The organism is Pseudomonas fluorescens (assembly GCF_001902145.1).
GTDB classification, from domain to species: Bacteria; Pseudomonadota; Gammaproteobacteria; order Pseudomonadales; family Pseudomonadaceae; genus Aquipseudomonas; species Aquipseudomonas fluorescens_BV.
This window is the reverse complement of the sequence record NZ_MRST01000027.1, coordinates 862,070-887,380: the sequence shown is the minus strand read 5'-3', so window position 1 is coordinate 887,380 and position 25,311 is coordinate 862,070. Positions and strand designations below refer to the sequence as shown.

General features: G+C 60.3%; 21 protein-coding genes. 10 read left to right on the top strand and 11 right to left on the bottom strand.

What is annotated here, in order from left to right; genetic code table 11:
- Position 1: 1 nt before the first annotated feature.
- From ccoO (BUE92_RS27220) to ccoN (BUE92_RS27195), 6 genes are all read right to left on the bottom strand, one after another.
- A complete protein-coding gene (gene ccoO, locus BUE92_RS27220; RefSeq protein ID WP_025854274.1) occupies positions 2 to 610 on the bottom strand; it encodes a cytochrome-c oxidase, cbb3-type subunit II in 609 nt (202 codons plus the stop codon).
- Positions 610 to 2,052, bottom strand: coding sequence for a cytochrome-c oxidase, cbb3-type subunit I (ccoN, locus tag BUE92_RS27215; protein ID WP_014719443.1), 1,443 nt, complete (start codon positions 2,050 to 2,052; stop codon positions 610 to 612). The genes ccoO (BUE92_RS27220) and ccoN (BUE92_RS27215) overlap by 1 nt, the downstream gene beginning before the upstream one ends.
- A gap of 462 nt (positions 2,053 to 2,514) precedes the next feature.
- The gene (gene ccoP / locus BUE92_RS27210) at positions 2,515 to 3,462 is read right to left on the bottom strand and encodes a cytochrome-c oxidase, cbb3-type subunit III (protein WP_073527182.1); all 948 of its coding nucleotides are present in this window, start codon (positions 3,460 to 3,462) and stop codon (positions 2,515 to 2,517) included.
- Complete coding sequence (locus tag BUE92_RS27205) at positions 3,459 to 3,659, bottom strand: cbb3-type cytochrome oxidase subunit 3 (protein ID WP_003193161.1); 201 nt, start codon at positions 3,657 to 3,659, stop codon at positions 3,459 to 3,461. The genes ccoP and BUE92_RS27205 overlap by 4 nt, the downstream gene beginning before the upstream one ends.
- A 3-nt stretch (positions 3,660 to 3,662) precedes the next feature.
- A complete protein-coding gene (gene ccoO / locus BUE92_RS27200) occupies positions 3,663 to 4,271 on the bottom strand; it encodes a cytochrome-c oxidase, cbb3-type subunit II (protein WP_003193159.1) in 609 nt (202 codons plus the stop codon).
- A 10-nt stretch (positions 4,272 to 4,281) separates the two neighbouring features.
- A complete protein-coding gene (ccoN, locus tag BUE92_RS27195) occupies positions 4,282 to 5,715 on the bottom strand; it encodes a cytochrome-c oxidase, cbb3-type subunit I (RefSeq protein WP_073527181.1) in 1,434 nt (477 codons plus the stop codon).
- 79 nt (positions 5,716 to 5,794) lie between these two features.
- Between ccoN (BUE92_RS27195) and BUE92_RS27190 the strand changes: the two genes are divergently transcribed.
- Positions 5,795 to 6,487: an alpha/beta family hydrolase gene (locus tag BUE92_RS27190; RefSeq protein ID WP_073527180.1), complete on the top strand. Its 693-nt coding sequence runs from the start codon at positions 5,795 to 5,797 to the stop codon at positions 6,485 to 6,487.
- Between the two features lie 105 nt (positions 6,488 to 6,592).
- Here BUE92_RS27190 and BUE92_RS27185 read toward each other — a convergent pair whose 3' ends face one another.
- On the bottom strand, positions 6,593 to 8,158 hold the full coding sequence (locus tag BUE92_RS27185) for a methyl-accepting chemotaxis protein (RefSeq protein ID WP_073527179.1): 1,566 nt from the start codon (positions 8,156 to 8,158) through the stop codon (positions 6,593 to 6,595).
- 730 nt (positions 8,159 to 8,888) lie between these two features.
- Here BUE92_RS27185 and BUE92_RS27180 point away from each other — a divergent pair.
- The gene (locus BUE92_RS27180) at positions 8,889 to 9,749 is read left to right on the top strand and encodes a DMT family transporter (RefSeq protein ID WP_073527178.1); all 861 of its coding nucleotides are present in this window, start codon (positions 8,889 to 8,891) and stop codon (positions 9,747 to 9,749) included.
- A gap of 120 nt (positions 9,750 to 9,869) precedes the next feature.
- Here the strand turns inward: BUE92_RS27180 and BUE92_RS27175 are convergent, their stop codons facing one another.
- Positions 9,870 to 10,751 carry a DMT family transporter gene (locus tag BUE92_RS27175; protein WP_073527177.1) on the bottom strand — a complete coding sequence of 294 codons (882 nt, stop codon included), beginning with the start codon at positions 10,749 to 10,751 and terminating at the stop codon, positions 9,870 to 9,872.
- A 161-nt stretch (positions 10,752 to 10,912) separates the two neighbouring features.
- Here BUE92_RS27175 and aceK point away from each other — a divergent pair, with 161 nt between their 5' ends.
- The 5 genes from aceK (at position 10,913) to BUE92_RS27150 (ending at position 19,032) form a co-directional block, all read left to right on the top strand.
- Positions 10,913 to 12,622, top strand: coding sequence for a bifunctional isocitrate dehydrogenase kinase/phosphatase (gene aceK, locus BUE92_RS27170; RefSeq protein ID WP_073527176.1), 1,710 nt, complete (start codon positions 10,913 to 10,915; stop codon positions 12,620 to 12,622).
- A 205-nt stretch (positions 12,623 to 12,827) separates the two neighbouring features.
- Complete coding sequence (gene hrpA, locus BUE92_RS27165; protein ID WP_073527175.1) at positions 12,828 to 16,739, top strand: ATP-dependent RNA helicase HrpA; 3,912 nt, start codon at positions 12,828 to 12,830, stop codon at positions 16,737 to 16,739.
- Between the two features lie 287 nt (positions 16,740 to 17,026).
- Positions 17,027 to 18,148, top strand: coding sequence for a beta-ketoacyl-ACP synthase III (locus BUE92_RS27160; protein ID WP_034128411.1), 1,122 nt, complete (start codon positions 17,027 to 17,029; stop codon positions 18,146 to 18,148).
- Positions 18,149 to 18,187: 39 nt separating this feature from the next.
- Positions 18,188 to 18,802, top strand: coding sequence for an RNA polymerase sigma factor (locus BUE92_RS27155; protein ID WP_073527174.1), 615 nt, complete (start codon positions 18,188 to 18,190; stop codon positions 18,800 to 18,802).
- Complete coding sequence (locus BUE92_RS27150) at positions 18,796 to 19,032, top strand: anti-sigma factor family protein (protein ID WP_014719432.1); 237 nt, start codon at positions 18,796 to 18,798, stop codon at positions 19,030 to 19,032. Before BUE92_RS27155 ends, BUE92_RS27150 begins: the two co-directional genes overlap by 7 nt.
- A 103-nt stretch (positions 19,033 to 19,135) precedes the next feature.
- Here BUE92_RS27150 and BUE92_RS27145 read toward each other — a convergent pair whose 3' ends face one another.
- The gene (locus BUE92_RS27145; protein ID WP_073527173.1) at positions 19,136 to 20,458 is read right to left on the bottom strand and encodes a putative porin; all 1,323 of its coding nucleotides are present in this window, start codon (positions 20,456 to 20,458) and stop codon (positions 19,136 to 19,138) included.
- A gap of 286 nt (positions 20,459 to 20,744) precedes the next feature.
- Between BUE92_RS27145 and BUE92_RS27140 the strand changes: the two genes are divergently transcribed.
- From BUE92_RS27140 to BUE92_RS27130, 3 genes are all read left to right on the top strand, one after another.
- A complete protein-coding gene (locus BUE92_RS27140) occupies positions 20,745 to 21,869 on the top strand; it encodes a GNAT family N-acetyltransferase (protein WP_073527172.1) in 1,125 nt (374 codons plus the stop codon).
- A 77-nt stretch (positions 21,870 to 21,946) separates the two neighbouring features.
- The gene (locus tag BUE92_RS27135) at positions 21,947 to 22,225 is read left to right on the top strand and encodes a BrnT family toxin (RefSeq protein ID WP_003193132.1); all 279 of its coding nucleotides are present in this window, start codon (positions 21,947 to 21,949) and stop codon (positions 22,223 to 22,225) included.
- Entirely contained in the window at positions 22,203 to 22,451 is a 249-nt protein-coding gene (locus BUE92_RS27130; RefSeq protein ID WP_073527171.1) for a BrnA antitoxin family protein, read from the top strand. The genes BUE92_RS27135 and BUE92_RS27130 overlap by 23 nt, the downstream gene beginning before the upstream one ends.
- A gap of 124 nt (positions 22,452 to 22,575) precedes the next feature.
- Here BUE92_RS27130 and aqpZ read toward each other — a convergent pair whose 3' ends face one another.
- Positions 22,576 to 23,277, bottom strand: coding sequence for an aquaporin Z (aqpZ, locus tag BUE92_RS27125; RefSeq protein ID WP_073527170.1), 702 nt, complete (start codon positions 23,275 to 23,277; stop codon positions 22,576 to 22,578).
- 175 nt (positions 23,278 to 23,452) lie between these two features.
- Complete coding sequence (locus BUE92_RS27120; protein WP_073527169.1) at positions 23,453 to 25,285, bottom strand: ABC transporter ATP-binding protein; 1,833 nt, start codon at positions 25,283 to 25,285, stop codon at positions 23,453 to 23,455.
- Positions 25,286 to 25,311: the final 26 nt, after the last annotated feature.

Sequence of the window (25,311 nt, the reverse complement as noted above, 5' to 3'; positions counted from 1 at the left end):
GTCACCGTTTGCTTTTGATGAGGGTGCCAAGGCCTTGCAGGTAGGCCACCAATGCGTCCATTTCGGTCTTGCCCTTCACGGCGGCGGCCGCACCGGCGATGTCTTCGTCGGTGTAGGGCACGCCCAGGGTGCGCAAGACTTCCATCTTCTTCGCGGTGTCCTTGCCGTCGAGCTTGTTTTCCACGAGGAACGGGTACGCCGGCATTTTCGATTCAGGCACGACGTTGCGCGGGTTGTACAGGTGCGCACGCTGCCAGTCATCGGAGTAACGCCCTCCCACACGGGCCAGGTCCGGGCCGGTGCGCTTGGAACCCCACAGGAATGGGTGGTCCCACACGCTTTCACCCGCGACCGAGTAGTGGCCGTAGCGTTCGGTTTCGGCGCGGAAGGGGCGGATCATCTGCGAGTGGCAGCCCACGCAACCATTGGCGATGTAGACGTCGCGGCCTTCCAGTTCAAGGGCGGTGCGCGGCTTCATGCCTTCGACCGGCTTGTTGGTCACGTCCTGGAAAAACAGCGGGACGATTTGGGTCAGGCCGCCAATGCTCACGGCGATGACCATGAAGAAGGCCAGCAGGCCGATGTTCTTCTCGACTACTTCATGCTTCATCAGTGAGCTCCCACAACGGCGATCTTGGCGGCGGCTTCGGCTTCTACAGGGTCGCTGGCACGCACGGTGCGCCAGACGTTGTAGGCCATCAACAGCATGCCGCTGGCAAAGAACGCACCGCCCAGGGCACGCACGATAAAGCCCGGGTGGCTGGCTTGCAGCGCTTCGACGAAGGAGTAGGTGAGGGTGCCGTCATCGTTGATCGCACGCCACATCAGGCCCTGGGTGATGCCGTTGACCCACATCGAGGCGATGTAGAGCACGGTGCCGATGGTGGCCAGCCAGAAGTGCGCATTGATCAGCCCGACGCTGTGCATCTGCACGCGGCCGAACAGTTTGGGGATCATGTGGTACAGCGCGCCGATGGAGATCATCGCCACCCAGCCCAGCGCCCCGGCGTGCACGTGGCCGATGGTCCAGTCGGTGTAGTGGGACAGCGAGTTGACGGTCTTGATCGCCATCATCGGCCCTTCGAAGGTCGACATGCCGTAGAACGCCAGCGATACCACCAGAAACCGCAGGATCGGATCAGTGCGCAGCTTATGCCAGGCGCCCGAGAGGGTCATCATGCCGTTGATCATGCCACCCCAGCTTGGCGCCAGCAGGATGATCGACATCGCCATGCCCAGGGACTGCGCCCAATCCGGCAAGGCGGTGTAGTGCAAGTGGTGAGGGCCGGCCCAGATGTACAGGGTGATCAGCGCCCAGAAGTGCACGATGGACAGGCGATAAGAGTAGATCGGACGCTCGGCCTGCTTGGGCACGAAGTAGTACATCATCCCCAGGAAACCGGTGGTGAGGAAGAAGCCTACGGCGTTGTGGCCGTACCACCACTGGATCATCGCGTCCGTTGCGCCGGAGTAGGCCGAATAGGACTTGAACAGGTTCACCGGCAGGGAGGCGTGGTTGACGATGTGCAGCATCGCCGTGACCACGATAAAGGCCCCGTAGAACCAGTTGCCTACGTAGATGTGCTTGGTCTTGCGCTTGACGATGGTGCCGAAGAACACCAGGCCGTAGGTCACCCACACGATGGCAAGCAAAATGGCGATCGGCCATTCCAGCTCGGCGTATTCCTTGGTGGTGGTGTAGCCCAGGGGCAGGCTGATGATGGCGCCGACGATGACCGCCTGCCAGCCCCAGAAGGTGAAGGCGGCAAGGCCATCGGAAATCAGTCGCGTCTGGCAGGTGCGCTGCACGACATAGTAGGAGGTGGCAAACAGTGCACATCCGCCGAAGGCGAAGATCACCAGGTTGGTGTGCAGCGGGCGCAGGCGGCCGAAGGTCGTCCAGGGCAGGTCGAAATTCAATTGCGGCCAAACCAGTTGCGAGGCGATGAACACCCCGAGCCCCATGCCAAGGATCCCCCAGACCACCGTCATGATGGCGAACTGGCGGACTACCTTATAGTTATAAGCAGTCGGACTGATTGCTGTGCTCATTCTAAGGTTCCACGGTTTAGGTTTTTTTATAGGTAAAATCGGCCGCAAGTATGTAGAAACCGAGGGGCCATTGCAACGCAATGGCTGACCTGTATCAATGCGTTCCACGCCAGATTCTGCGCCCTTTCCATGTTTGGTGTAAGGATAAGGATCGAAATAGAAAGCTGATCAAGTGGACAGGAATTTTGGAGGGCGCAACGGATACCGTCGCCTGGGCCAGAATTGCTCCACTGTGGGAACAAGCGTAGCCGCGAATAGGAGGAGGGGAAAGTTGGGTTTTGCAAGGGTGCGACACTTGGTCGCGCAAGTGAGAAACAACATCAGATCCCTGTAGGAGCGAGCTTGCTCGCGAAGAACTCCAGAGCGCCGCGTTTATGCTGGATAAGCGTGGATCCTCAGGTTCTTCGCGAGCAAGCTCGCTCCTACAGTAAAGCGGGTTGCCGCCCCGGGCCGGGGCAGCGGTTACTCGGTCACGCTGTCTGGCGTTGCACCCTCAGCGCTGTGGGACAGGCTGTACACGTAAGCCGCCAGCAAGTGCACCTTGTCATTGCCTTGCAGCACGTCCTGGGCCGGCATCTGGCCCTGGCGACCATGGCGGATAGTCTGCTGCAACTGCGCCAGGCTGGTGCCGTAGATAAACCCGGCAGGCTCGGTCAGGTTGGGCGCGCCCATGGCTTGCACACCGTGGCCTTGTGGGCCGTGGCAAGCCACGCAAGTGGTGTTGAACGCGGCTTGCCCGGCTGCCAGGTCGGCGGTGTTGTCGGCGGGCAACGGCAACTTGGCCAGGTCGTGGCGCACGTAAGCGGCGACGTTCTTCACCCCGTCCTCGCCCAGCACTTCACCCCAGGCCGGCATCGCCGCGTGGCGACCGTTCAAGATGGTGGCCTTGATTGCTTCGGCCGAACCGCCCCAGCGCCAGTTGCTGTCCGCCAGATTGGGGAAGCCATAGGCGCCCTTGGCGTCCGAGCCGTGGCACACCGCACAGTTGGAGGCGAACAGGCGACCGCCCATCTTCAACGCTTGCGGGTCCTTGGCGACTTCTTCCACCGGCATGGCTGCGAACTTGGCGAAGATCGGCCCGAACCTGGCGTCGGCCTTGGCCATTTCCTTGTCCCATTCCTTGGTCTGGGTCCAGCCGTCTTCATAGCCCGGCAGCACGCCTTTCCAGTTGCCCAGGCCAGGGTAGAGGATCAGGTAGCCGACGGCAAACACCAGGGTGCCGGCGAACAACATGAACCACCACTGGGGCAGCGGGTTGTCATATTCCTCGATACCGTCGAAGGCATGGCCCATGGTCTGGTCGACGCTGCCCTTGGTCTCGCCCTTGCGGGTGCCGACCAACAGCCAGGTCAGGCCGATCAGGCTGCCCAGGGTCAATACGCAGATCCATGTACTCCAAAACGTAGTCATGGCCGAGTGCTCCTTGTGGCTGGCTCTGCTTGAGCGTCGGGTGGGGAAGGTTCATCGGCAAACGGCAGCAGGCGCGCCTGCTCGAATTCCGCATTGCGGCGGTTGTTGAATACCCACAGCGACAAGCCGATAAAGGCGATGGCGACGACCAGCGTGCCAAGGCCGCGGATGGTACCCGCATCGAATTCAAATCCCATGGCTCACCTCTTGCTCTTGATGGCAGTGCCGAGCACTTGCAGGTAGGAAACCAGCGCGTCCATCTCGGTCTTGCCCTTGAGGCTGGCGACCGCGCCATTGATGTCGTCGTCGGTGTACGGCACGCCGAGGGTGCGCATCACTTTCAACTTGGTCTCGGTGTGGCTGCTGTCGACGGCGGCGGTGACCAGCCATGGGTAGGCCGGCATTTTCGACTCTGGCACCACGTTGCGCGGGTTGTACAAGTGCGCGCGGTGCCAGTCGTCCGAGTAGCGCGCGCCGACGCGGGCCAGGTCCGGGCCGGTACGCTTGGAACCCCACAGGAACGGGTGGTCCCACACGCTTTCGCCGGCCACCGAATAGTGGCCGTAGCGCTCGGTCTCGGCGCGGAACGGGCGGATCATCTGCGAGTGGCACTGTACGCAGCCTTCGCGGATGTAGATGTCGCGGCCTTCCAGTTGTAGCGCGGTGTAGGGCTTCATGCCTTCGACCGGTTTGTTGGTCACGTCCTGGAAGAACAGCGGGACGATCTGGGTCAGGCCACCGATGCTCACGGCGAGTACCATCAGCAGCATCAACAGGCCGACGTTCTTTTCAATCGTTTCGTGTTTCATCATCGACTCCTCAGGCCATCTGCGCGGCAGCGGTGTGTTCGGCGGCTTGGAGGGGTGGCGCCGAACGCACGGTGCGCCATGTGTTGTAAGCCATCAGCAACATGCCGCTGAGGAAGATCGCACCGCCCACCAAACGCACGATGAAGCCTGGGTGGCTGGCCACCAGAGTTTCGACGAAGGAGTAGGTGAGGGTGCCGTCTTCGTTGACCGCACGCCACATCAGGCCCTGAGCGATGCCGTTGACCCACATCGACGCGATGTAGAGCACGGTGCCGATGGTTGCCAGCCAGAAGTGCGCGTTGATCAGGCCGAGGCTGTACATCTGCTCGCGACCGAAGACTTTCGGGATCATGTGGTACAGCGCGCCGATGGAGATCATCGCCACCCAACCCAGCGCGCCGGCGTGGACGTGGCCGATGGTCCAGTCGGTGTAGTGGGAGAGGGCGTTGACGGTCTTGATCGCCATCATCGGGCCTTCGAAGGTCGACATGCCGTAGAAGGCCAGGGAGACCACCAAAAAGCGCAGGATCGGGTCGCTGCGCAGCTTATGCCAGGCGCCCGAGAGGGTCATCATGCCGTTGATCATGCCGCCCCAGCTTGGCGCCAGCAGCACCAGCGACATCACCATGCCCAGGGACTGCGCCCAGTCCGGCAAAGCGGTGTAGTGCAAGTGGTGAGGGCCGGCCCAGATGTACAGGGTGATCAGAGCCCAGAAGTGCACGATGGACAAGCGATAGGAGTACACCGGGCGTTCGGCCTGCTTGGGCACGAAGTAGTACATCATGCCGAGGAAGCCCGCAGTCAGGAAAAAGCCTACCGCGTTATGCCCATACCACCACTGCACCATGGCATCCGTCGCACCGCCGTACAGCGAGTAGGACTTGGTCAGGCTGACCGGAATTTCCAGGTTATTGACGATATGCAAGATGGCCACGGTGATGATGAACGCACCGAAGAACCAGTTGCCCACATAGATGTGCTTGGTCCTGCGTTTCATGATCGTGCCGAAGAACACGATGGCGTAGGCGACCCAGACGATGGTGATCAGGATGTCGATCGGCCATTCCAGCTCGGCGTATTCCTTGGAGCTGGTGTAGCCCAGCGGCAGGCTGATCGCCGCCAGCAGGATCACCAGTTGCCAGCCCCAGAAGCAGAACGCGGCGATTTTCGGCGCAAACAGCTGCGTCTGGCAGGTGCGTTGCACCGAGTAAAAAGAGCTGGCGAACAGCGCACAGCCACCGAACGCGAAGATCACCGCGTTGGTGTGCAAAGGGCGCAGGCGGCCGAAGCTGGTCCAGGGCAAATCGAAGTTGAGCGCAGGCCAAACCAATTGGGCGGCGAGAAAAACCCCGAGCCCCATGCCGACGATGCCCCACACCACCGTCATAATGGCGAATTGGCGGACCACCTTGTAGTTATAGGCGGTACTTAAAGTAGTGTTCATGGTTCCCCATCCACGGTTCAACCCAAGCCAGTGCGGCACTTGGGCTGGAGTTATAGGCAGACTAAAAAGCGAGGCAAGCATGGGCAAAGAGCACAAGGCCAGTATTGACGGGGATCAATGGGCGCAGTGTGTACGGGAACATGGCTGGTTGTGGGATGTCGCGACGGGCACGACGTCGGGTGAGCCGGCCACGCTGATCCTGGCCCACGGCGCCGGTGCACCGATGGACTCGGCGTTCATGAACGACATGGCTGCACGCCTCGCCGGGCATGGGGTGAGCGTGTTGCGCTTCGAGTTCCCGTACATGGCCCAGCGCCGCTTGGACGGGGGCAAACGTCCGCCAAATCCGGCGCCGAAACTGCTGGAGGCGTGGCGCGAGGTGTATGCCCAGGTGCGACGTCATGTCGCTGGGAAACTGGCGATTGGCGGCAAGTCCATGGGCGGGCGCATGGCCAGTCTGTTGGCCGATGAGCTGGGCGCCGATGGGCTGGTGTGCCTGGGGTATCCGTTCTATGCGGTGGGCAAGCCGGAAAAGCCTCGAGTGGAACATTTGGCGGGATTGAAGACGCCGACGTTGATTGTGCAGGGTGAGCGCGACGCGCTAGGCAATCGAGCGGCGGTTGAGGGGTATGCGTTGTCGCCGAGCATCGAGGTGATGTGGCTGGTGGCGGGGGATCATGACTTGAAGCCGCTGAAGGTTTCAGGGTTCAGCCATGAGCAGCACTTGGAGGCGGCAGCGGTGCAGGTGGCTGAGTTTCTCAGGAAACTGTAGGAGCGAGCTTGCTCGCGAAGATCGTCAACGATAACGCGGGTCTGAAGTTAACCCGCGCCGGTCCTGAGTTTTTCGCGAGCAAGCTCGCTCCTACAGGAGGGCGGTTTATCGGTTAAAACGCTCTACCAGCGAATACTGGGTATTGGCGGTATGCGTCAGCTCTTCACTCAGTTGCGCCGAGTTCATCGCCTGCTCCGAGGTCTGGTCCGCCAACAGCGCAATGGTGCTGATGTTGCGGCTGATCTCCTCGGCCACCGCACTTTGCTCCTCGGTTGCGGCTGCGATCTGAGTAGTCATGTCGGTGATATTGGCCACCGCCTCACTGATACCCACCAACGCCTGGTCCGCTTCCATCACTCGCGCCACACCCTCTTCGGCCTGGCGGTGCCCGGCGTCCATGGTTTGCACGGCGGCGGCCGCAGTGTGCTGCAACTTGGCGATCAGCGTATGGATCTGCCCGGTGGATTCGGCCGTACGCTGGGCCAGTTGACGTACTTCGTCAGCCACCACCGCAAAGCCACGGCCCATCTCACCGGCACGCGCGGCTTCGATGGCGGCGTTCAATGCGAGCAGGTTGGTCTGGTCGGCAATGCCCTTGATCACGTCGACCACGCCGCCGATCTCATCGCTGTCCTTGGCCAGTTGAGTGACCGTCACACCCGTCTCGCCCACCGCAACCGACAGCCGCTGAATCGCCTCGCGGGTTTCCCCGGCGATATCGCGGCCGCGGCCGGTCAGGCGGTTGGCTTCCTGGGTGGCATCGGCAGTGCGCTGCACATGGCTGGCGACTTCCTGGGTGGTCGCCGCCATCTGGTTCACCGCAGTGGCCACCTGTTCGGTTTCCACGCGCTGGCGTTCCAGGCCGCTAGAGCTGTTGTGCGCCAGGGTGTTGGACTGCGCCGCCTGGTCGTTCAGGTGTTCGGCAGTGTCCTGCAGGCGCGTAAGACAGGTCTTCAGGCGTGCTTCCTGGCTGAGGATCGACATCTCCAGGCGCGCTTGTGCGCCACGGCTGTCGGTGTACATCTGCGCGATCAACGGGTCGGACGTGGTCTGTTCGGCCAGGCGCAGCAAGCGCTTGAGGCCGCGTTGTTGCCAGCTCAGGCCCAGCAGGCCCAACGGCACCGACAGCGCCGCAGCCAGGGCAAAGCCCCATTGGGAGGTGAGGGTGGCGCCGATCATGAAGCTTAACTGGCTGACCAGGATAAACGGCAGCCAGTCCTGCAGCACCGGCAACCATTTGTCACGCTGGGGAATGGCCGACTTGCCCTGGTTGATGCGTTGATAGAGCGCTTCGGCCCGGCGTATCTGCTCGGCGGTGGGCTTGATGCGCACCGATTCGTAGCCGACCACCTGGTTACCGTCGAAGACCGGCGTCACATAGGCGTTAACCCAATAGTGGTCACCGGTCTTGCAGCGATTCTTGACAATGCCCATCCATGGCAAGCCTTGTTTGAGCGTGGTCCACATGTGTGCGAAGACGGCCGACGGCACATCCGGGTGACGCACCAGGTTGTGCGGTGCACGGATCAGTTCGTCGCGGGTGAACCCACTGATTTCGACGAAGGCGTCGTTGCAGTAGGTGATGACACCCTTGGCATCTGTGGTGGAGATCAACCGTTGCTGAGCGGGGAAGGTACGTTCGCGCTGGGTAACGGGTTGGTTATTACGCATGATTGTTCAATCCGCAAGGCTTTCAGGGGGTATCGGCCATGCGGGGTATTTATTTAACTTATTTTTGCAACAATCCTGCGAGCGGCGTTGCCCCTTTGTAGGAGCGAGCTTGCTCGCGAAGCACTCAAGGGCAACGCGTTCATTCAGGATGCCCGCCTTAGCGTTGAAGTTCTTCGCGAGCAAGCTCGCTCCTACAGTTACATCGAGAACGGCACAGCGACAGGGGTGAAGCGCTGAGGCGCGATGGCGCGGCCATTTGTAGAACCTCGGCAGCCAGTGCATCGCCGGGCCCAGGGCCAGGACGCCCAGTTGGCCGTAGATCAAGGCCAGGACGGAGCTTAATACCGAGCGGTGTGCATGGATGGCATGAAAACGCCTCCACGCACAGGATGAAGGGAAAGGATTGCAAAATATGTTTGCGGCTGGTTATAGTCGTCGCGTCTTTATCCCTTCTAAAAGATCAGCACATGCCAGCTTCCCAGCGCATAGCGGTAGTCGATTCAGCGGTCATCGCTGTGGTCGTGCCGTGCCGTGGCAAGCAGCCTGCGCAGATCAGTCACTACCCCCCACCTGTCAGTAGCACGCCGGTGTACGCAGTCGTATCACCGCCGGGTGTTGGCATTTCGGGCTGATCAGCGATTCGCTGTTGCCCCGTGCCTGCCTGAAAAAAACCTACTGGAATTCAGTTTTTTACTGAGTCGGCTTTTTTGCCTGATTACAGGTGGTAACCATGTCTGTGCTTTCGAAACAATCCGTGGCCGCGGCGGCCTCGACGAGCGTGTTTGTCTTGCTGTGGAGCAGCGGGGCGATCTTCTCCAAGTTGGGCCTGGCCCATGCTTCGCCCTTTGCCTTTCTGCTGATCCGGTTTGCCATCGCCCTGATGGGGTTGGTGGTGCTGGTACCGATCCTCAAGTTGAAGCTGCCACGTCCTGGCAAACCCATGCTGTATGCAGCGGCGACGGGCCTGGTTTTGCTGGGGGCCTACCAGATTTTCTATCTGCTGGCCCTGGAGCTCAACGTCACCCCCGGGGTGATGGCGACCATCATGGGCGTGCAGCCGATCCTCACCGTGGTGCTGATGGAGCGTCAACGCTCCTGGCGCCGGCTGTTCGGCCTGGGGTTGGGGCTGGCGGGCTTGATCATGGTGGTGTACCAGGGCATCGGGCTGGCGGGCATGTCCCTGGCGGGGATGCTGTTCGGGCTGCTGGCGCTGGCGAGCATGACGTTTGGCTCGATCATGCAAAAGCGCATCACCGACAACCCCTTGGGCACGTTGCCACTGCAATACCTGGCCGGGTTGCTGCTGTGCGCGGTGTTCGTGCCGTTCCAGCCGTTCCACTTTGAACACAGTGCACGTTTTTACCTGCCGGTACTGTGGATGGGGCTGGTGGTGTCCGTGCTGGCGACGCTGTTGCTGTACCGCCTGATCGCTCGGGGCAACCTGGTGAATGTCACCAGTCTGTTCTACCTGGTGCCGGCGGTGACCGCGGTGATGGACTACCTGATCTTCGGCAACCGCCTGGCACTGTTGAGCGTGCTGGGAATGGCGTTGATCATCGTCGGCTTGGTCTTCGTGTTCCGGAAGAACTAAAAACCACCCCCTGTAGGAGCGAGCTTGCTCGCGAAGAACGTCAACGATAACGAGGGCATCCTGAATGAACGAGATGCCCTCGGGTTTTTCGCGAGCAAGCTCGCTCCTACAGTAAGGTTGTCATTTGGACCGGCGCAGCACCAACCACAACGCCCCGGCAATCAATACACCCCCATACAGATGAGCCATGGACAGCGGCTCATCCAACAGCAACGCCCCCCACAACACGCCGAACGGCGGAATCATGAAGGTCACGGTCATCGACTTGACCGGGCCGATGGATGACAGCAGGCGGAAGTACAGGATGTAGGCGAACGCCGTACATACCAGCCCCAATCCCAGCAGCGACGACCACACTTGCCAGCCGCCCCAGCTCGCTGGTGGATGGCTGATGGCGCTGTAGGCAAAGAACGGCAGCAAAAACAAGGTAGCACCCAACATACTGCCCAAGGCTGAGAGGCGACTGTCCAACCCGCCGCGCTGATCCAGCCAGCGTCGCGCCAGGAAACCGGCGAAGCCATAGCAAGTGGTCGCCAGCAGGCACGCCAATGCGCCCATTAACAGTTCCAGATCAAATGCCACCGGCCCCGCGCGGGTGAGCACGGCAACACCAAGCAGACCCAAGGCCACACCCGCTATTTTCGACGGTGTCAGACGCTCGCTGAAAAACAATCCGCCAATCAGCACGCCCATCAGTGGCGTGGTGGCGTTGAAAATCGCCGAATAACCCGCCGGCAGTACCTGCGCCGCCACCGAGTACATAGTCGCGGGAATCCCCGAGTTGATCACGCCCAGCAGCAGGACCGTCTTGAACTTGCCCTGGAAATCCCAGCTCACGCGCATCATCGCCAGGATCACCAATAAACCCGCGGCGGCAATCGACACGCGGAAAAACGCGGTGGGTACCGTGCCGATTTCCGGCGCGATCATGCGCATGAACAGGAAACTCGCGCCCCAGATGGCAGCCAGCCCCAGCAGATACAGGGTGTCAACAGGTCTCACGGAAAACTCCTATGCCAATCGGGCGCAGAAGTGTTGCCCAGCGGGCAGGTCGGCACAATGGCTAATTGCAGTCGGTTTGCCCGCGTGCAAAATCATTCTTCTCCTGCCTCGGTTCACTGGCTAAGCTCTGGGCTTCCAGATACCCGTTCGAGGTTTCCCGCATGTCGCAGTCTGCCCTCGCTATCGCCCGGATGATTCTCGACGGTTTCGACGATTACCGTGAGCACTTCCGCCAGATCACCGATGGCGCCCGTGAGCGTTTCGAGAAGGCCCAGTGGCAGCAGGGGCAGGCCGCGTCGTCGGCACGCATCAACCTCTATGAGGAGAAAGTCGCTGAGGTGACTACCCGCCTGCGCGCCAGTTTTGACGCTGCGGCGTTGCAGGACATCGACCAGTGGCCTCTGGTGAAAAGCGCCTATATCGGCCTGATCGACCTGCGCTTTGACGATGAGCTGTCCGAGACCTGGTACAACTCGATCTTCTGCGGCCTGTTCAGCCATGACCTGATCAGTGACGGCTGCATGTTCATTCACACCACCCGGCCTAGCCTGCGCCGGGCGCGGGCGGCGCAAACCCGTATCTACACGCCGGCCGGCAACATAGCGGACATGCTGGCGCAGGTATTCTCTGACTACAGCTTCAGCGAGCCCTACGCCGACCTGCCCGCCGACCTGCGCCGCCTCGAAGCCCAGTTGCGGGAAAACCTGCCGGATTGGGTGTGCAAGGACCCGGACCTCAAGGTCGAGTTGTTTTCCTCGGTGCTGTACCGCAACAAAGGCGCCTACCTCGTGGGGCGCATCTACACCCGCGACGAACAATGGCCGCTGGTGATTCCGCTGCTGCACCGCGAAGGGCATGGTATCCAGATCGATGCGCTGATCACCGACGAAGCCGATGTGTCGATCATTTTCTCGTTCACCCGTTCCTATTTCATGGTCGACGTGCCCGTGCCAGCGGAATTCATCGGCTTTCTCAAGCGCATCCTGCCGGGCAAGCACATTGCCGAGCTGTACACTTCCATCGGTTTCTACAAACACGGCAAATCCGAGTTCTACCGTGCGCTGATCAACCACCTGGCAACCACCGATGACCAGTTCATCATGGCCCCCGGCGTGCGCGGCATGGTCATGAGCGTGTTCACGTTGCCGGGCTTTAACACTGTGTTCAAGATCATCAAGGATCGCTTCTCGCCGTCGAAAAACGTCAACCGCGCCACGGTGATCGAAAAGTACCGCCTGGTGAAAAGCGTCGACCGGGTAGGGCGCATGGCCGATACCCAGGAATTCGCCGACTTCCGCTTCCCCTTGAGCAAGTTCGAGCCCGAGTGCCTGGCCGAGTTGCTGGAAGTCGCCGCAGGCACTGTCGAAGTGGAGGGCGACACCGTGCTCATCCGCCACTGCTGGACCGAGCGACGCATGACCCCGCTCAACCTCTACCTCGACAACGCCAACCCCGCCCAGGTGCGCGAAGCCCTGGAGGATTACGGCCTGGCGATCAAGCAACTGGCGGCAGCGAATATCTTCCCCGGCGACATGCTGTTGAAAAACTTTGGCGTCACCCGCCACGGACGCGTGGTGTTCTACGACTACGACGAAATCTGCTTTCTCACCGAAGCCAACTTCCGCCATATCCCTGCGCCGCGCACCCCCGAGGATGAAATGGCCTCCGAGCCCTGGTACTCCATCGGCCCGCTGGATGTGTTCCCCGAAGAGTTCCCGCCGTTCCTGTTCGCCGATGCCGGCCAACGCAAGCTGTTCGATCAACTGCATGGCGAGTTGTACAACGCCGATTACTGGAAGGGCCTGCAGGACGCGATACTTGCTGGCAAGGTTATTGACGTATTCCCCTACCGCAGAAAAGACCCCCTGTAACGCATTCCCCCCTGTGGGAGCGGGCTTGCTCGCGAATGCGGTGTGTCAGTCACAGATGTATCAGCTGAACCACCGCTTTCGCGAGCAAGCCCGCTCCCACATTTGGTTCGGTTTGCGCCCGATGAAGCTCAACCGTCTGCCAGCTCGGCTGCTTTTCTGCCACACTTGCCGGCCGTGCATAAATAGATAACCGTCGAAGTAGCTGATGACTGACCAAGCACCCACCATCGACCAACTGCTCAAAACCCTCGATCACGCCATGCTCGCCGACCGCCACCGCTTGCGGCGCCAGTTGCTTGAGCTGCGCAAGAAGCCCGACGAGGAAAAGCTGGCGCAGTGGGTAGCGCGTATGCAGGCTTCCTGCGCCCAGGTCACGGCGCGACGCGCCAGCCTGCCGGTGATTCGCTATGACGACAGCCTGCCGATTGCTGCCAAGCGCGATGAGATCAAGGACGCGCTGAACAAGCACCAGGTGCTGATCATCGCCGGTGAGACCGGCTCGGGTAAAACCACCCAGTTGCCAAAAATCTGCCTGGAAATCGGTCGCGGCCAGTACGGCCTGATCGGCCATACCCAGCCGCGCCGGATTGCGGCGCGCAGTGTCGCCAGCCGCGTCGCCGAAGAACTGGCCACGCCACTGGGCGCGTTGGTCGGCTATCAAGTGCGCTTTGAAGACCAGAGCGATGCCAACACCCTGATCAAGCTGATGACCGACGGCATCCTGCTGGCCGAAACCCAGAACGACCGTTACCTGGAACGCTACGACACGATCATCGTCGACGAAGCCCACGAACGCAGCCTGAACATCGACTTCCTGCTCGGCTACCTCAAGACCCTGTTGCCGCGTCGTCCCGACCTGAAAGTCATCATCACCTCGGCCACCATCGACCTGGAGCGCTTTTCCAAGCACTTCGACGATGCGCCGATTGTCGAGGTCTCGGGCCGTACCTTCCCGGTGGACACCTGGTATCGCCCGCTCACCCTGGAACAGGACGAAGAGGGCAACCGCGTCGAGGATGACTTGACCGTCGACCAGGCGATCCTCGCCACCCTCGACGAAATCGCCGCCTATGAGCGCAGCGAACGGCGCAGCCCTGGCGATGTGCTGGTGTTCCTGCCCGGCGAGCGCGAGATTCGTGACGCGGCTGACATGCTGCGCAAGGCCCAACTCAAGCACACCGAGATTTTGCCGTTGTACGCACGGCTATCGCCGGCCGAGCAGCAGCGCATTTTCCAGTCCCACCCGGGCCGGCGCGTGGTACTGGCGACCAACGTGGCGGAAACCTCACTGACCGTGCCGGGCATTCGCTATGTGATCGACAGCGGTACGGCGCGCATCAGCCGCTACAGCTACCGCGCCAAGGTGCAGCGTTTGCCGATCGAGGCGATTTCCCAGGCCAGCGCCAACCAGCGTAAAGGCCGTTGCGGCCGGGTTGAGCCGGGCATCTGCGTGCGCCTGTACAGCGAAGAAGATTTTATCGGCCGCCCGGAATTTACCGACCCGGAAATCCTGCGCACCAACCTCGCTGCCGTGATCCTGCAGATGCTGCACCTGCGCCTGGGTGAGATCACCGATTTTCCGTTTATCGAGCCGCCGGATGGCAAGGCCATCAGCGACGGTTTCAACCTGCTGCAAGAACTCTCGGCGGTAGACCGCAACAGCCAGCTCACGCCGTTGGGCCGCCAGCTCGCCCGCTTGCCGGTGGACCCGCGCATGGGCCGCATGTTGCTGGAAGCGGCCAAGCTCGGCAGCTTGCAGGAAGTGTTGATCGTCGCCAGCGCCATGTCGATTCAGGACCCGCGCGAGCGGCCGCCGGAGCGTCAACAAGCGGCCGACCAGGCCCACGCGCAGTGGAAAGATCCGGATTCGGACTTCGCCGGGTTGGTCAACCTGTGGCGCGGCTTCGAGGAGCAGCGCCAGGAACTGACCGCCAGCCCGTTACGCAACTGGTGCCGCAAAAATTTCCTCAACTATCTGCGCCTGCGCGAGTGGCGCGACTCCCATCGCCAATTGAGCCTGATCTGCCGCGATATGCAGCTGAGCCTCAACAAAGAGCCCGCCGACTATCCGAAGCTGCATAAAGCGGTACTGTCCGGCCTGCTCAGCCAGATCGGCCAGAAGACCGAAGACGGCGATTACCTCGGAGCGCGCCAGCGTCGCTTCTGGATTCACCCGTCTTCGGGCATCGGCAAGAAGCGCCCGCAATGGCTGATGACCGCCGAACTGGTGGAAACCACCAAGCTCTATGCACGCATGGTGGCGAAAATCGATGCCGACTGGATCGAGCCGCTGGCCGGGCACCTGATCAAGAAAAACCACTTCGAACCCCATTGGGAGAAGAAGCGCGGCCAGGTGGTGGCCTTTGAGCAGATCACCCTGTTCGGGCTGATCGTGGTCGGGCGCCGGCCGGTGCATTACGGGCCGATTGACCCGGTGGCGTCCCGTGAGTTGTTTATCCGTGAAGGCCTGGTGCGCGGCGAGATTCAGTCCCGTGCCAAGTGCCTGACGGCCAACCAGAAACTGCTTGAGCAACTCGACGAGCTGGAAGCCAAGGCTCGCCGTCGCGACATCCTGGCCGACGAAGAAACCCTGTACGCCTTTTACGATGCGCGCCTGCCTGCAGAGATTCACCAGACCGCCACCTTTGACAGTTGGTACAAGGTCAACAGCCAGAAAGACCCGCAACTGCTGATCATGCGCGAAGAAGACGTACTGGCCCGCGAGGCCAGTGAAGTCACTGCCGCGCATTACCCGGACACCTTGCACTTGGGCGACCTGGCCCTGGCCTTGAGTTACCACTTCGAACCCAACCACCCCCGTGACGGCGTGACCCTGCGGGTGCCGGCGCCTTTGTTGCCGGCGTTGCCGGCCGAGCGCCTGGAGTGGCTGGTGCCGGGCTTGATCGAGGCCAAGTGCATCGCCCTGGTGCGCAACTTGCCCAAGGCGCTGCGCAAAAACTTCGTGCCGGTGCCGGACTTCGTCAAGGCCGCGCTGCAACGCATCGAATTCGGCCAGGGCTCGCTGCCCCAGGCGCTGGGGCGTGAATTGCTGCGCATGACCGGTGCGCGGGTCAGCGATGAGGCGTGGGCCGAGGCGGCGCAACAGGTGGATAACCACCTGAAGATGAACCTGGAAGTGGTCGACGGCCAGGGCAAGTTCCTCGGCGAAGGCCGTGACCTGGCCGAACTCACCGCACGGTTCGCGCAAGCCAGCCAGGCTGCCTTGGCCGTGCCGCAAACCGCGAAAAGCCAGCAGCCGGTGGAGGCCAAGGTGTTTGCGGCGGTGGCGGAAAAAACTCAGCAGAACATCGCCGGCCTATCGATGACGGTGTACCCGGCACTGGTGGAAGAGAACGGCACGGTCAAGGAGGGGCGCTTCTCGACTGCCGCCGAAGCCGAGTTCCAGCACCGTCGCGCCTTGCAGCGCCTGCTGATGCAGCAATTGGCGGAACCGGCGAAATTCCTGCGCGGCAAATTGCCGGGCTTGACCGAGTTGGGCTTGATGTACCGTGAACTGGGGCGTATCGACGCGCTGGTGGAAGACATCCTGCTGGCCAGCCTCGATACCTGTGTACTTGAAGGCGAAGATAGCCTGCCACGGGACGGCGCTGGCCTGGCAGCCTTGGCTGAACGCAAGCGCGGCAGTTGGACTGAGCACGCCGAACGCTTGGCGCGCCTGACCCTGCAAGTGCTGAAGCTCTGGCACGGCCTGCAAAAACGCTTCAAAGGCAAGATCGACCTGGCCCAGGCCGTGGCCTTGAACGATATCAAGCTGCAACTGAGCAATCTGGTGTACCCAGGTTTTGTGCGGGAAACCCCGGCCCAGTGGTTCAAGGAACTGCCGCGTTTGCTCAAGGCCATCGAACTGCGCCTGGAAAAACTGCCGAGCCAGATGCAAAAGGACCGCGTGTGGAGCAGCGAATTGGCTGGCCTGTGGGCGCAGTACCAGAACCGCCTGAACAAACACACCCAGGAAGGCAAGCGCGACCCGCAGTTGGAGCTGTACCGCTGGTGGCTGGAGGAATACCGGGTGTCCCTGTTTGCCCAACAACTGGGCACCAAAGTGCCGATTTCCGATAAGCGCTTGAGCAAGCAGTGGAGTCAGGTAGAGCCCTGAACCCCTGGCCCAACTGTAGGAGCGAGCGTGCTCGCGAAAAACGTCAACGATAACGCGAGTTTCCTGAATAAACGCGGCGCCTATGAGTTTTTCGCGAGCGAGCTCGCTCCTACAGCTGGATGTTTGTTTGGCCTATAGCGCCAAATCCCCGGGGTTGTGGCAAACTTCGCGGTTATAAGACGCAAGAAAGCATTGCCAGTTTGATGCCCGCTGGATGACATCAAACCACTTTAAGTTTGGTACGACGGTACCAATATCTTCTGCCTGACAGATTTAGAGGAACGACCGTGCATAACGTCGTCATCAGCGGCACCGGCCTGTACACCCCGGCCAACAGCATCTCCAACGAAGAGCTGGTGCAGTCTTTCAATGCCTACGTACAACAGTTCAACGCCGACAACGCCGCCGCTATCGAACGTGGCGAGGTGCAGGCGCTGACCGAGTCGAGCGCGGCATTCATCGAAAAAGCATCCGGCATCAAGAGCCGTTTTGTGATGGACAAGGACGGCATCCTCGATCCGCAGCGCATGGCGCCTCGCCTGCCCGAGCGCAGCAACGATGAATGGTCGGTGCTTTGCCAGATGGCCATCGGTGCCGCCGAACAAGCCCTGCAGCGCGCCGGCAAGACTGCCGCCGACATTGATGGCGTGATTGTCGCCTGCTCCAACCTGCAACGCGCCTACCCGGCGATCGCCATCGAAGTCCAGGAAGCCTTGGGTATCCAGGGCTTCGGTTTCGACATGAACGTGGCGTGTTCCTCGGCCACCTTCGGCATTCAGAACGCGGCCAACAGCATCCAGTTGGGCCAGGCCCGGGCGATCCTGATGGTCAACCCGGAAGTCTGCACCGGCCACCTGAACTTTCGTGACCGTGACAGCCACTTCATCTTCGGCGATGCCGCCACGGCGGTGATCCTGGAGCGTGCTGACCTGGCGACGTCCGAACATCAGTTCGATGTGGTGAGCACCAAGCTGCTGACCAAGTTTTCCAACAACATTCGCAATAACTTCGGCTTCCTCAACCGCACGGCGGAAGAGGGCATCGGCGCCCCCGACAAGCTGTTCGTGCAGGAAGGTCGCAAGGTATTCCGTGATGTCTGCCCGATGGTGGCCGAATTGATCGGCGAGCACTTGGCAGAAAACCAGCTGAGTGTCACTGATGTGAAGCGTTTCTGGCTGCACCAGGCCAACCTGAGCATGAATCACTTGATCGTGAAAAAACTGCTGGGGCGCGAGGCATCGGTGGAAGAAGCGCCGGTGATCCTCGATACTTACGCCAATACCAGCTCGGCCGGCTCGGTGATTGCGTTTCACACTTATCAGGATGACCTGCCCAAGGGCGCGGTTGCCGTACTCAGCTCCTTTGGCGCCGGGTATTCGATTGGCAGTGTGATCCTGCGCAAACGCTGAGTATGTGGGAGCTGGGTGCACTTTTAAATAGAGGTTTGAATGGCAGCAGCGGACGACGCGCACCTGCTTGAACGCCTGCTCAAGGGCGAGCAGCGCGCTTATAAGGATTTGGTCAACACTTACCAGAGTGCGATGCGAGCAGTGGCCTATGCCATCGTCGGCCAGCGCCACGCCGATGAGGTGGTGCAAGATGCCTGGCTCTCGGTGGTGCGCAACCTGGCCAAGTTCGAAGGGCGATCGAGCCTCAAGACATGGTTATTGACGATCACCGCCAACTCCGCAAAGAGCCGTTACAAACAAAATCGTCGGGAAGTCCTTCTCGACGATTTGCCCTCACCCCACGGCACCATTGGCGATGACCGCTTCAGCCCGGATGATGGCCATTGGGCTGTCGCCCCTTACGCTTGGCACCAGGACACCCCGGAAGCGCTGCTGACCGAAGATGAATTGCGCAAATGCCTGGAGCATACGATTCTGAGTTTGTCCCAATTGCAAAGCAGTGTGCTGGTACTGCGTGAACGCCAGGGCCTGGAACTGGAAGAAATCTGTAATCTTCTGACCCTTTCACTCTCCAACGTCCGTGTGCTGTTGCATCGAGCGCGGCTTAAAGTCTTCGCCACGGTGGAGCATTTTGAGGAAACGGGCGAATGTTGACCTGTAAAGAGCAAGTAGCGCGTTCCAGTGACTATCTCGATGGGCAATTGACCTTTCGGGAGCGTCTGCTGGTGCGTCATCACTTGATGTTTTGCCCGAACTGCCGGCGCTTTATCCGTCAGATGCGCCTGATGCAGGCAACGCTCAAGCGTATGCCGCAGGAGCCGGTGGAAGGTGTTGATGCACTGGCTGAACAACTGGCGGCCGAGCGGCGTAAAGACATCATGTAGGAGCGAGCTTGCTCGCGAAAGACGTCAACGATAACGCGGTATCCTGGATAAACGCGTTGCCTGTGGGCTCTTCGCGAGCAAGCTCGCTCCTACAAGTCAGGCATTAGAACTTGGCTTCAGCATCCAGCTGCAAGGTGTTGGTGTCGGCATCCCGCTGAGTCCGGCTGGCGAAGTCAGCCTTGGTCAGGAAGTAGGTGGCGCCGATGGCGAAGTTCTTGTCGATGTCGTAGCTGACTTTCATCTTGTGACCGCGCGAACCGGTGGTGCCGTTGGCGAAGTCCGAATCGGTGAAGGCGCCTACGACGGCATTACGTTGAACGTCGCGGTAGTTGTAGTCCAGGTTCAAACCGAACACCTTGGACTTGGCACCCAGCAACCAGGCGGTGTCCTGGTCGGTCACCGCATCGTTGTTTTTCACGTACTGGCCGTAGAACGACAGCGGCACGGCCAGGCCACCGATGTCGGCCTGGGCAAAGCCCTCATACAGGCGGAATTCATTGTTGGCCGAGTTGCCGTTGACCGCCAGTGCGCAAGGCGTGGTGGTGGTTGTGCAGCGGCTGTCTTCGTCATTCTTGTAGGCGTAGATGCTGCCGCCCAAGGTCATTTTCAGGTTGTCGGTAACCGAGAAACGCGTGCCCAACTGGCCGGACGTCAAGCGCAGGTCGTGGCGAAATTGCACGCCGTCACCGTCCACGTTGTCCTTGAGGTTGTAGTTGCCGAGGCTGCCGAACAGTTCTGCGCTGCCACCCAGTGGGTATTTGTAGGTGACGGCCAGGCCTTCCGGGTTGATGTCGCTATCCCAGATCACGTCGCCCATGTTCACCCACGGCTGCAGCATCTTGCCGCCGATCACGTGCAGGTTCTTGATCTGGTCCGGGTGGTAGTCGATGTAGCCGAGGTCCAGCCAGATCGACTTCTTATCGAAGTAACCATCCTGGTCCTGGTTGGTGGAGCGTGCATCATCGCCGCCGCCGGTGGCGATACGGATACCGGTGTCCACCTGCGGGTTGATTTCGGTGTAGGCACCCAGGCGAGCGCGGATACGTTGACGGTCCTTGTCACGCCCACCGTTGTTGGGCTCGCCGTCGATCTTGATGGTTTCCTGGCGGAAGCGCACATCGCCCTTGAACTGGGTCTTGGCTGCCCAGGCCAATTTCTGGTCGAAGCTGCTCAGCTCGTTGGTTTTTTTGGCCGTGGCCGCGATCTGCTCGTTGGTCTCTTGTTGAGCCTGGCGTGCGATCTGCTGTTCTTTCTGATCCCTGGCCAGTTCCATTTGCAGTTCGGTGTACTGCGCCGCGGTGATCTGGCCGTTGGCCTTGAGCATGTCGAGCAACTTAGCGTCGACTGCAGCGCTGGCCGGAACGCTCAGTGCCAGCAAAAGGCCGCCACACAGGACCGCCGCAGTTTTAGTGGAAGCAAGACGCATATCAATCTCCGAAAGTGAGGAGGGATGGCAACACCCTCCAGGACACAACCGACCCATGACGGACGGAAAAAATGTCACCCGGTAAACCCGGGTGCTCTGAAAAACTGGCGTCAGTATCGCGACCGTTTATGACGGAGTAGTGGCTAAGTGATTTCATCTAGATGACAAATCGTTACGCTATGGAACTAAGGGTTTTGAGGCCTGTCCGCGTGTTTTGAGGATGTGCGCGCGTCTGTGATCAGCGATACTCGCCAGGTTTTCATGCCAAGAACCAATGAGGATGCCGATGCCGCTGCAACGCCTGGACAGCCTGTCCGATATCGCTGCGCACACGTGGGATGCCCTGATGCCACAGGCCCAGCCGTTTATGCAGCATGGGTTTCTCAGTGCGCTGGAAGACAGCGCCAGCGTCGGCCCGCATTCGGGCTGGCAGACGGAGCACTTGCTGCACTGGAAAGGCGACCGGTTGATGGCGGCATTGCCGGGTTATCGCAAATGGCATTCGTATGGCGAGTACGTGTTCGATCACGGCTGGGCCGACGCCTGCGAGCGCGCCGGCATCGACTATTACCCCAAGTTGCTGACGGCCGTGCCGTTCAGCCCGGTCGGTGGGCCGCGTGTGTTGGCTGCCAGTGCCGCAGACGCATTTGAGTTGCTCAATAGCCTGCCGGGGTATCTGGAGATCGAAGGCCTGTCGAGCGCCCATATCAACTTTACCGATGCCCTGGCCGATGAAGCCATGGCCCAACACCCCGGCTGGTTGCAACGCCTGGGTTGTCAGTTTCATTGGCAGAACCGAGGCTACCGCGACTTTCAGGATTTCCTCGACGCCCTGAGTTCACGCAAGCGCAAGCAGATGCGCAAAGAGCGTGAGCAAGTGGCAGGGCAGGGTATCGAGTTCGAGTGGTTGCAAGGCCATGAGCTGAGCGAAGCCCAATGGGACTTTGTCTATGCCTGCTATGCCAACACCTACGCGGTGCGTCGGCAGTCGCCCTACCTGACCCGCGCTTTTTTCAGCCTGCTGGCTGAACGCATGCCCGCAGCCATCCGCGTAGTCTTGGCCAAACAAGGCACACGCCCGGTGGCGATGGCCTTCAGCCTGCTTAGTGGGGATAGCTTCTATGGCCGCTACTGGGGTTGCCTGGCGGAATTCGACCGCCTGCATTTCGAAACCTGTTTCTACCAAGGCATGGACTACGCCATCGCCCACGGTCTGCAACGCTTCGATGCAGGTGCCCAGGGTGAGCACAAATTGATTCGCGGGTTTGAGCCAGTGATTACGCGGTCCTGGCACTACCTGCGTCACCCGGGGTTGAAGAGTGCTGTGGAGGATTTTCTTGAGCGCGAACGGGTGGGGGTTCTGGCGTATGCCGAAGAGGCGAGGGCGGCTTTGCCTTATCGGCAGGGTTGAACCATCGGTCTGGCAACACTGCCGACCGACAATAAAATCGCTATTCTGTATGTACAAAAGTACATACATGATGTGCCATGCATTTTGAGTGGGATGAATCCAAGAACAAAGCCAATATTTCTAAGCACGGCATCGACTTTAACGACGTCCCAGATATTTTTCGGCATCCAATGCTGGCCTTGCGCGATGATCGGGCAGATTATGGCGAAGAGCGTTGGATCAGTATTGGCTGGATCAAATTGTTAATGGGTGTGGTCGTATATACCGAGCGGTGTGGTGATGTGATTCGTATCATCTCCGCGCGAAAAGCAACCAAGAAGGAGGCCAAATACTATGACGCAAACATCGAAAACTGATTGGGAGCGCCTGGCCAAGATGAATGATAAAGAAATCGACACCAGCGAGATTCCTGAGCTGGACGCCGAATTTTTCCGACGCGCCGAATTACGTGTTCCGGTGAAGCAGGCGGTGACCATTCGACTGGATGCCGATGTTCTGGAGTGGTTCAAAGGTCAAGGCACCGGTTACCAGACACGCATTAATCAATTGTTGCGTCAGTACATGCAAGCCCATCAGGGTTGACGCGCATTCAATGTAGGAGCGAGCTTGCTCGCGAAGAACGTACAGACGACGCGGGTTTACAGCTGCAAGCGCTGCGTCATCGTTGGCGTTTTTCGCGAGCAAGCTCGCTCCTGCAGGGATTGGGTCAAGCTTGCTTTTCTGCACCCAACCATCGATAGGTAATGCCGCCGATCACCGCGCCCAGGATCGGCGCGAGCCAGAACAACCACAACTGCTGCAGCGCCCAGCCGCCGACAATCAACGCAGGCCCCGTGCTGCGGGCCGGGTTGACCGAGGTGTTGGTCACCGGGATGGAGATAAGGTGGATCAGCGTCAGCCCCAGGCCAATGGCGATGGGCGCGAAGCCTGCCGGGGCTCGACGGTCGGTGGCGCCAAGGATGATCAGCACGAACATCGCCGTCATCACCAGCTCACAGACAAAGCCTGCCGCCATTGAATAACCACCGGGTGAATGCTCGCCATAACCATTGCTTGCCAGCCCGGAGGCCAGTTCGAACCCAGGTTTGCCGCTGGCGATGAAGTACAGCAGTGCAGCGGCGATGGCGCCACCGATCACTTGGGACACGATGTAGGCCGGCAATTCCTTGGCCGGGAATCTCCCGCCCACCACCAGCCCCACCGAGACGGCTGGGTTAAGGTGGCAGCCGCTGATATGCCCGATGGCAAACGCCATGGTCAGCACCGTGAGCCCGAAGGCCAGGGACACACCGAGCAGGCCTATGCCAACGTTGGGGAACGCTGCGGCCAACACCGCACTCCCGCAGCCGCCCAACACCAGCCAAAACGTACCCAATCCTTCCGTTACGGAACGTTTGAACAGTGACATGAACACTTCCTTAGATTGCTCTATCTGATTAACGGTCTGTGTGGCTTCCCTGCCGCCTTGAATCAGGGCCCTCCTGGGGCCTGATTGCAGTACAGCAGGATTGTGTCGCAAGACCAGCCAGATAGGGGAAGCTGTCAGAATTGTTCGGAATTGAGCGGGGCTTTACCCAGCAAAATCAGTCTATGCCGACAAACCCCCCGGTCTGATGCTGCCATAACCGTGAATAAAGCCCGCCGTATGCCAGCAACTCGGAATGGCTGCCGCTTTCGGCAATCTGGCCTTTTTCCAGCACCACCAGGCGGTCCATTCGTGCGATGGTCGACAACCGGTGTGCAATCGCAATCACCGTCTTGCCCTGCATCAGGGTTTCCAGGCTCTCCTGGATCGCCGCTTCCACTTCCGAGTCCAGCGCGGAGGTGGCTTCGTCCATGATCAGGATCGGCGCGTCCTTGAGCAGCACGCGGGCAATAGCGATACGCTGGCGTTGCCCGCCGGAGAGTTTCACCCCGCGCTCACCCACATGGGCATCCAGCCCGGTGCGGCCCTCGGAATCCGACAGCAGCGGGATGAACTCATCGGCGCGGGCCTTGTGCACCGCCGCCCACAGTTCTTCGTCAGTCGCGTCGGGCTTGCCATACAGCAGGTTGTCGCGGATCGAGCGGTGCAGCAACGAGGTGTCTTGGGTGATCATGCCGATTTGTGCGCGCAGGCTCTCCTGGGCGACCTCGGCGATGTCCTGGCCGTCGATGAGGATGCGCCCGCCCTGCAGGTCGTAAAGGCGCAGCAGCAGGTTGACCAGCGTCGACTTGCCCGCGCCGGACGGGCCGATCAAGCCGATTTTTTCCCCGGCCTTGATCTCAAGGTTGAGGCCGCCAATGATTCCGCTCTTCTTGCCGTAGTGGAAGTCCACTTGCTCAAAACGCACTTGGCCGTGGGGCACAGTCAGGCGCGGAGCGTTTTCACGATCAATAACGGCCAGTGGCTGGGCGATGGTCTTCAGGCCGTCCTGCACAATGCCGATGTTTTCGAAGATGCCGTTGACCACCCACATGATCCAGCCGGACATGTTGACGATGCGGATCACCAGACCGGTGGCCAGGGCAATCGCGCCCACGGAAATCAGCGACTGTGTCCACAGCCACAGGGCCAGGCCAGTAGTGGTGACGATCAGCAGGCCATTCAAAATACAGATCACGGTGTCCATGCTGGTGAGCACACGGGCGGCCAGTTGGGTTTTTTCGGTCTGCTCGATGATCGCTTGCTTGGCGTATTCCTGTTCATTCTGGGTATGGGCGAACAGCTTCAAGGTGGTGATATTGGTATAGCCGTCAACAATTCGGCCCATCAACTTGGAGCGCGCCTCCGAGGAGACCACCGAGCGTTCTTTCACGCGAGGTACGAAGTAACGCAGGGCCAGGCTGTAGCAAACGATCCAGGTAATCAGCGGAATCATCAGCCGCCAGTCGGCCTCGGCAAACAACACCAGGGCACTGATGGCATAGATCGACACGTGCCAGATAGCCTCTGCGGTCGCCACCGCCGAGTCACGCAAGGAGTTGCCGGTTTGCATGATCCGCTGGGCGATGCGCCCGGCGAAATCGTTTTGAAAGAAATTCAGGCTCTGCTTGAGCACGTAGCTGTGGTTCTGCCAGCGAATCAGGCTGGTCATGCCAGGGTTGATGGTCTGGTGCACCAGCAAGTCATGCAGGCCGTTGAAGAGCGGGCGCAACAATAGGGCGACCACGGCCATCCAGATCAGCTCGGCGCTATGGATCTGGAAGAAGTTCGCCGGCGGCGTGCCCTGGGCCAGGTCGATGATGCGGCTCAAATAGCTGAACAGCGCGACTTCGATCAGGGCGCCGACCAGCCCCACCACCAGCAACGCGGCAAAGCACGGCCACACCTGGCGCAGGTAATAGAGATAGAAGGGCAGGACTTTTTCGGGAGGGGCCGCGCTGGGGGCGTCGCGGAAAATATCGATCAGTTGTTCAAAACGACGATAGAGCATTAGGTTTGACGCCCGCCGGGCGGGCT

Coding starts and splice junctions, on each gene's coding strand:
- ccoO (WP_025854274.1), bottom strand. CDS start 610: ATGAAGCATGAAGTAGTCGAGAAGAACATCGGCCTGCTGGCCTTCTTC.
- ccoN (WP_014719443.1), bottom strand. CDS start 2,052: ATGAGCACAGCAATCAGTCCGACTGCTTATAACTATAAGGTAGTCCGC.
- ccoP (WP_073527182.1), bottom strand. CDS start 3,462: ATGACTACGTTTTGGAGTACATGGATCTGCGTATTGACCCTGGGCAGC.
- BUE92_RS27205 (WP_003193161.1), bottom strand. CDS start 3,659: ATGGGATTTGAATTCGATGCGGGTACCATCCGCGGCCTTGGCACGCTG.
- ccoO (WP_003193159.1), bottom strand. CDS start 4,271: ATGAAACACGAAACGATTGAAAAGAACGTCGGCCTGTTGATGCTGCTG.
- ccoN (WP_073527181.1), bottom strand. CDS start 5,715: ATGAACACTACTTTAAGTACCGCCTATAACTACAAGGTGGTCCGCCAA.
- BUE92_RS27190 (WP_073527180.1), top strand. CDS start 5,795: ATGGGCAAAGAGCACAAGGCCAGTATTGACGGGGATCAATGGGCGCAG.
- BUE92_RS27185 (WP_073527179.1), bottom strand. CDS start 8,158: ATGCGTAATAACCAACCCGTTACCCAGCGCGAACGTACCTTCCCCGCT.
- BUE92_RS27180 (WP_073527178.1), top strand. CDS start 8,889: ATGTCTGTGCTTTCGAAACAATCCGTGGCCGCGGCGGCCTCGACGAGC.
- aceK (WP_073527176.1), top strand. CDS start 10,913: ATGTCGCAGTCTGCCCTCGCTATCGCCCGGATGATTCTCGACGGTTTC.
- hrpA (WP_073527175.1), top strand. CDS start 12,828: ATGACTGACCAAGCACCCACCATCGACCAACTGCTCAAAACCCTCGAT.
- BUE92_RS27155 (WP_073527174.1), top strand. CDS start 18,188: ATGGCAGCAGCGGACGACGCGCACCTGCTTGAACGCCTGCTCAAGGGC.
- BUE92_RS27150 (WP_014719432.1), top strand. CDS start 18,796: ATGTTGACCTGTAAAGAGCAAGTAGCGCGTTCCAGTGACTATCTCGAT.
- BUE92_RS27145 (WP_073527173.1), bottom strand. CDS start 20,458: ATGCGTCTTGCTTCCACTAAAACTGCGGCGGTCCTGTGTGGCGGCCTT.
- BUE92_RS27140 (WP_073527172.1), top strand. CDS start 20,745: ATGCCGCTGCAACGCCTGGACAGCCTGTCCGATATCGCTGCGCACACG.
- BUE92_RS27135 (WP_003193132.1), top strand. CDS start 21,947: ATGCATTTTGAGTGGGATGAATCCAAGAACAAAGCCAATATTTCTAAG.
- BUE92_RS27130 (WP_073527171.1), top strand. CDS start 22,203: ATGACGCAAACATCGAAAACTGATTGGGAGCGCCTGGCCAAGATGAAT.
- aqpZ (WP_073527170.1), bottom strand. CDS start 23,277: ATGTCACTGTTCAAACGTTCCGTAACGGAAGGATTGGGTACGTTTTGG.
- BUE92_RS27120 (WP_073527169.1), bottom strand. CDS start 25,285: ATGCTCTATCGTCGTTTTGAACAACTGATCGATATTTTCCGCGACGCC.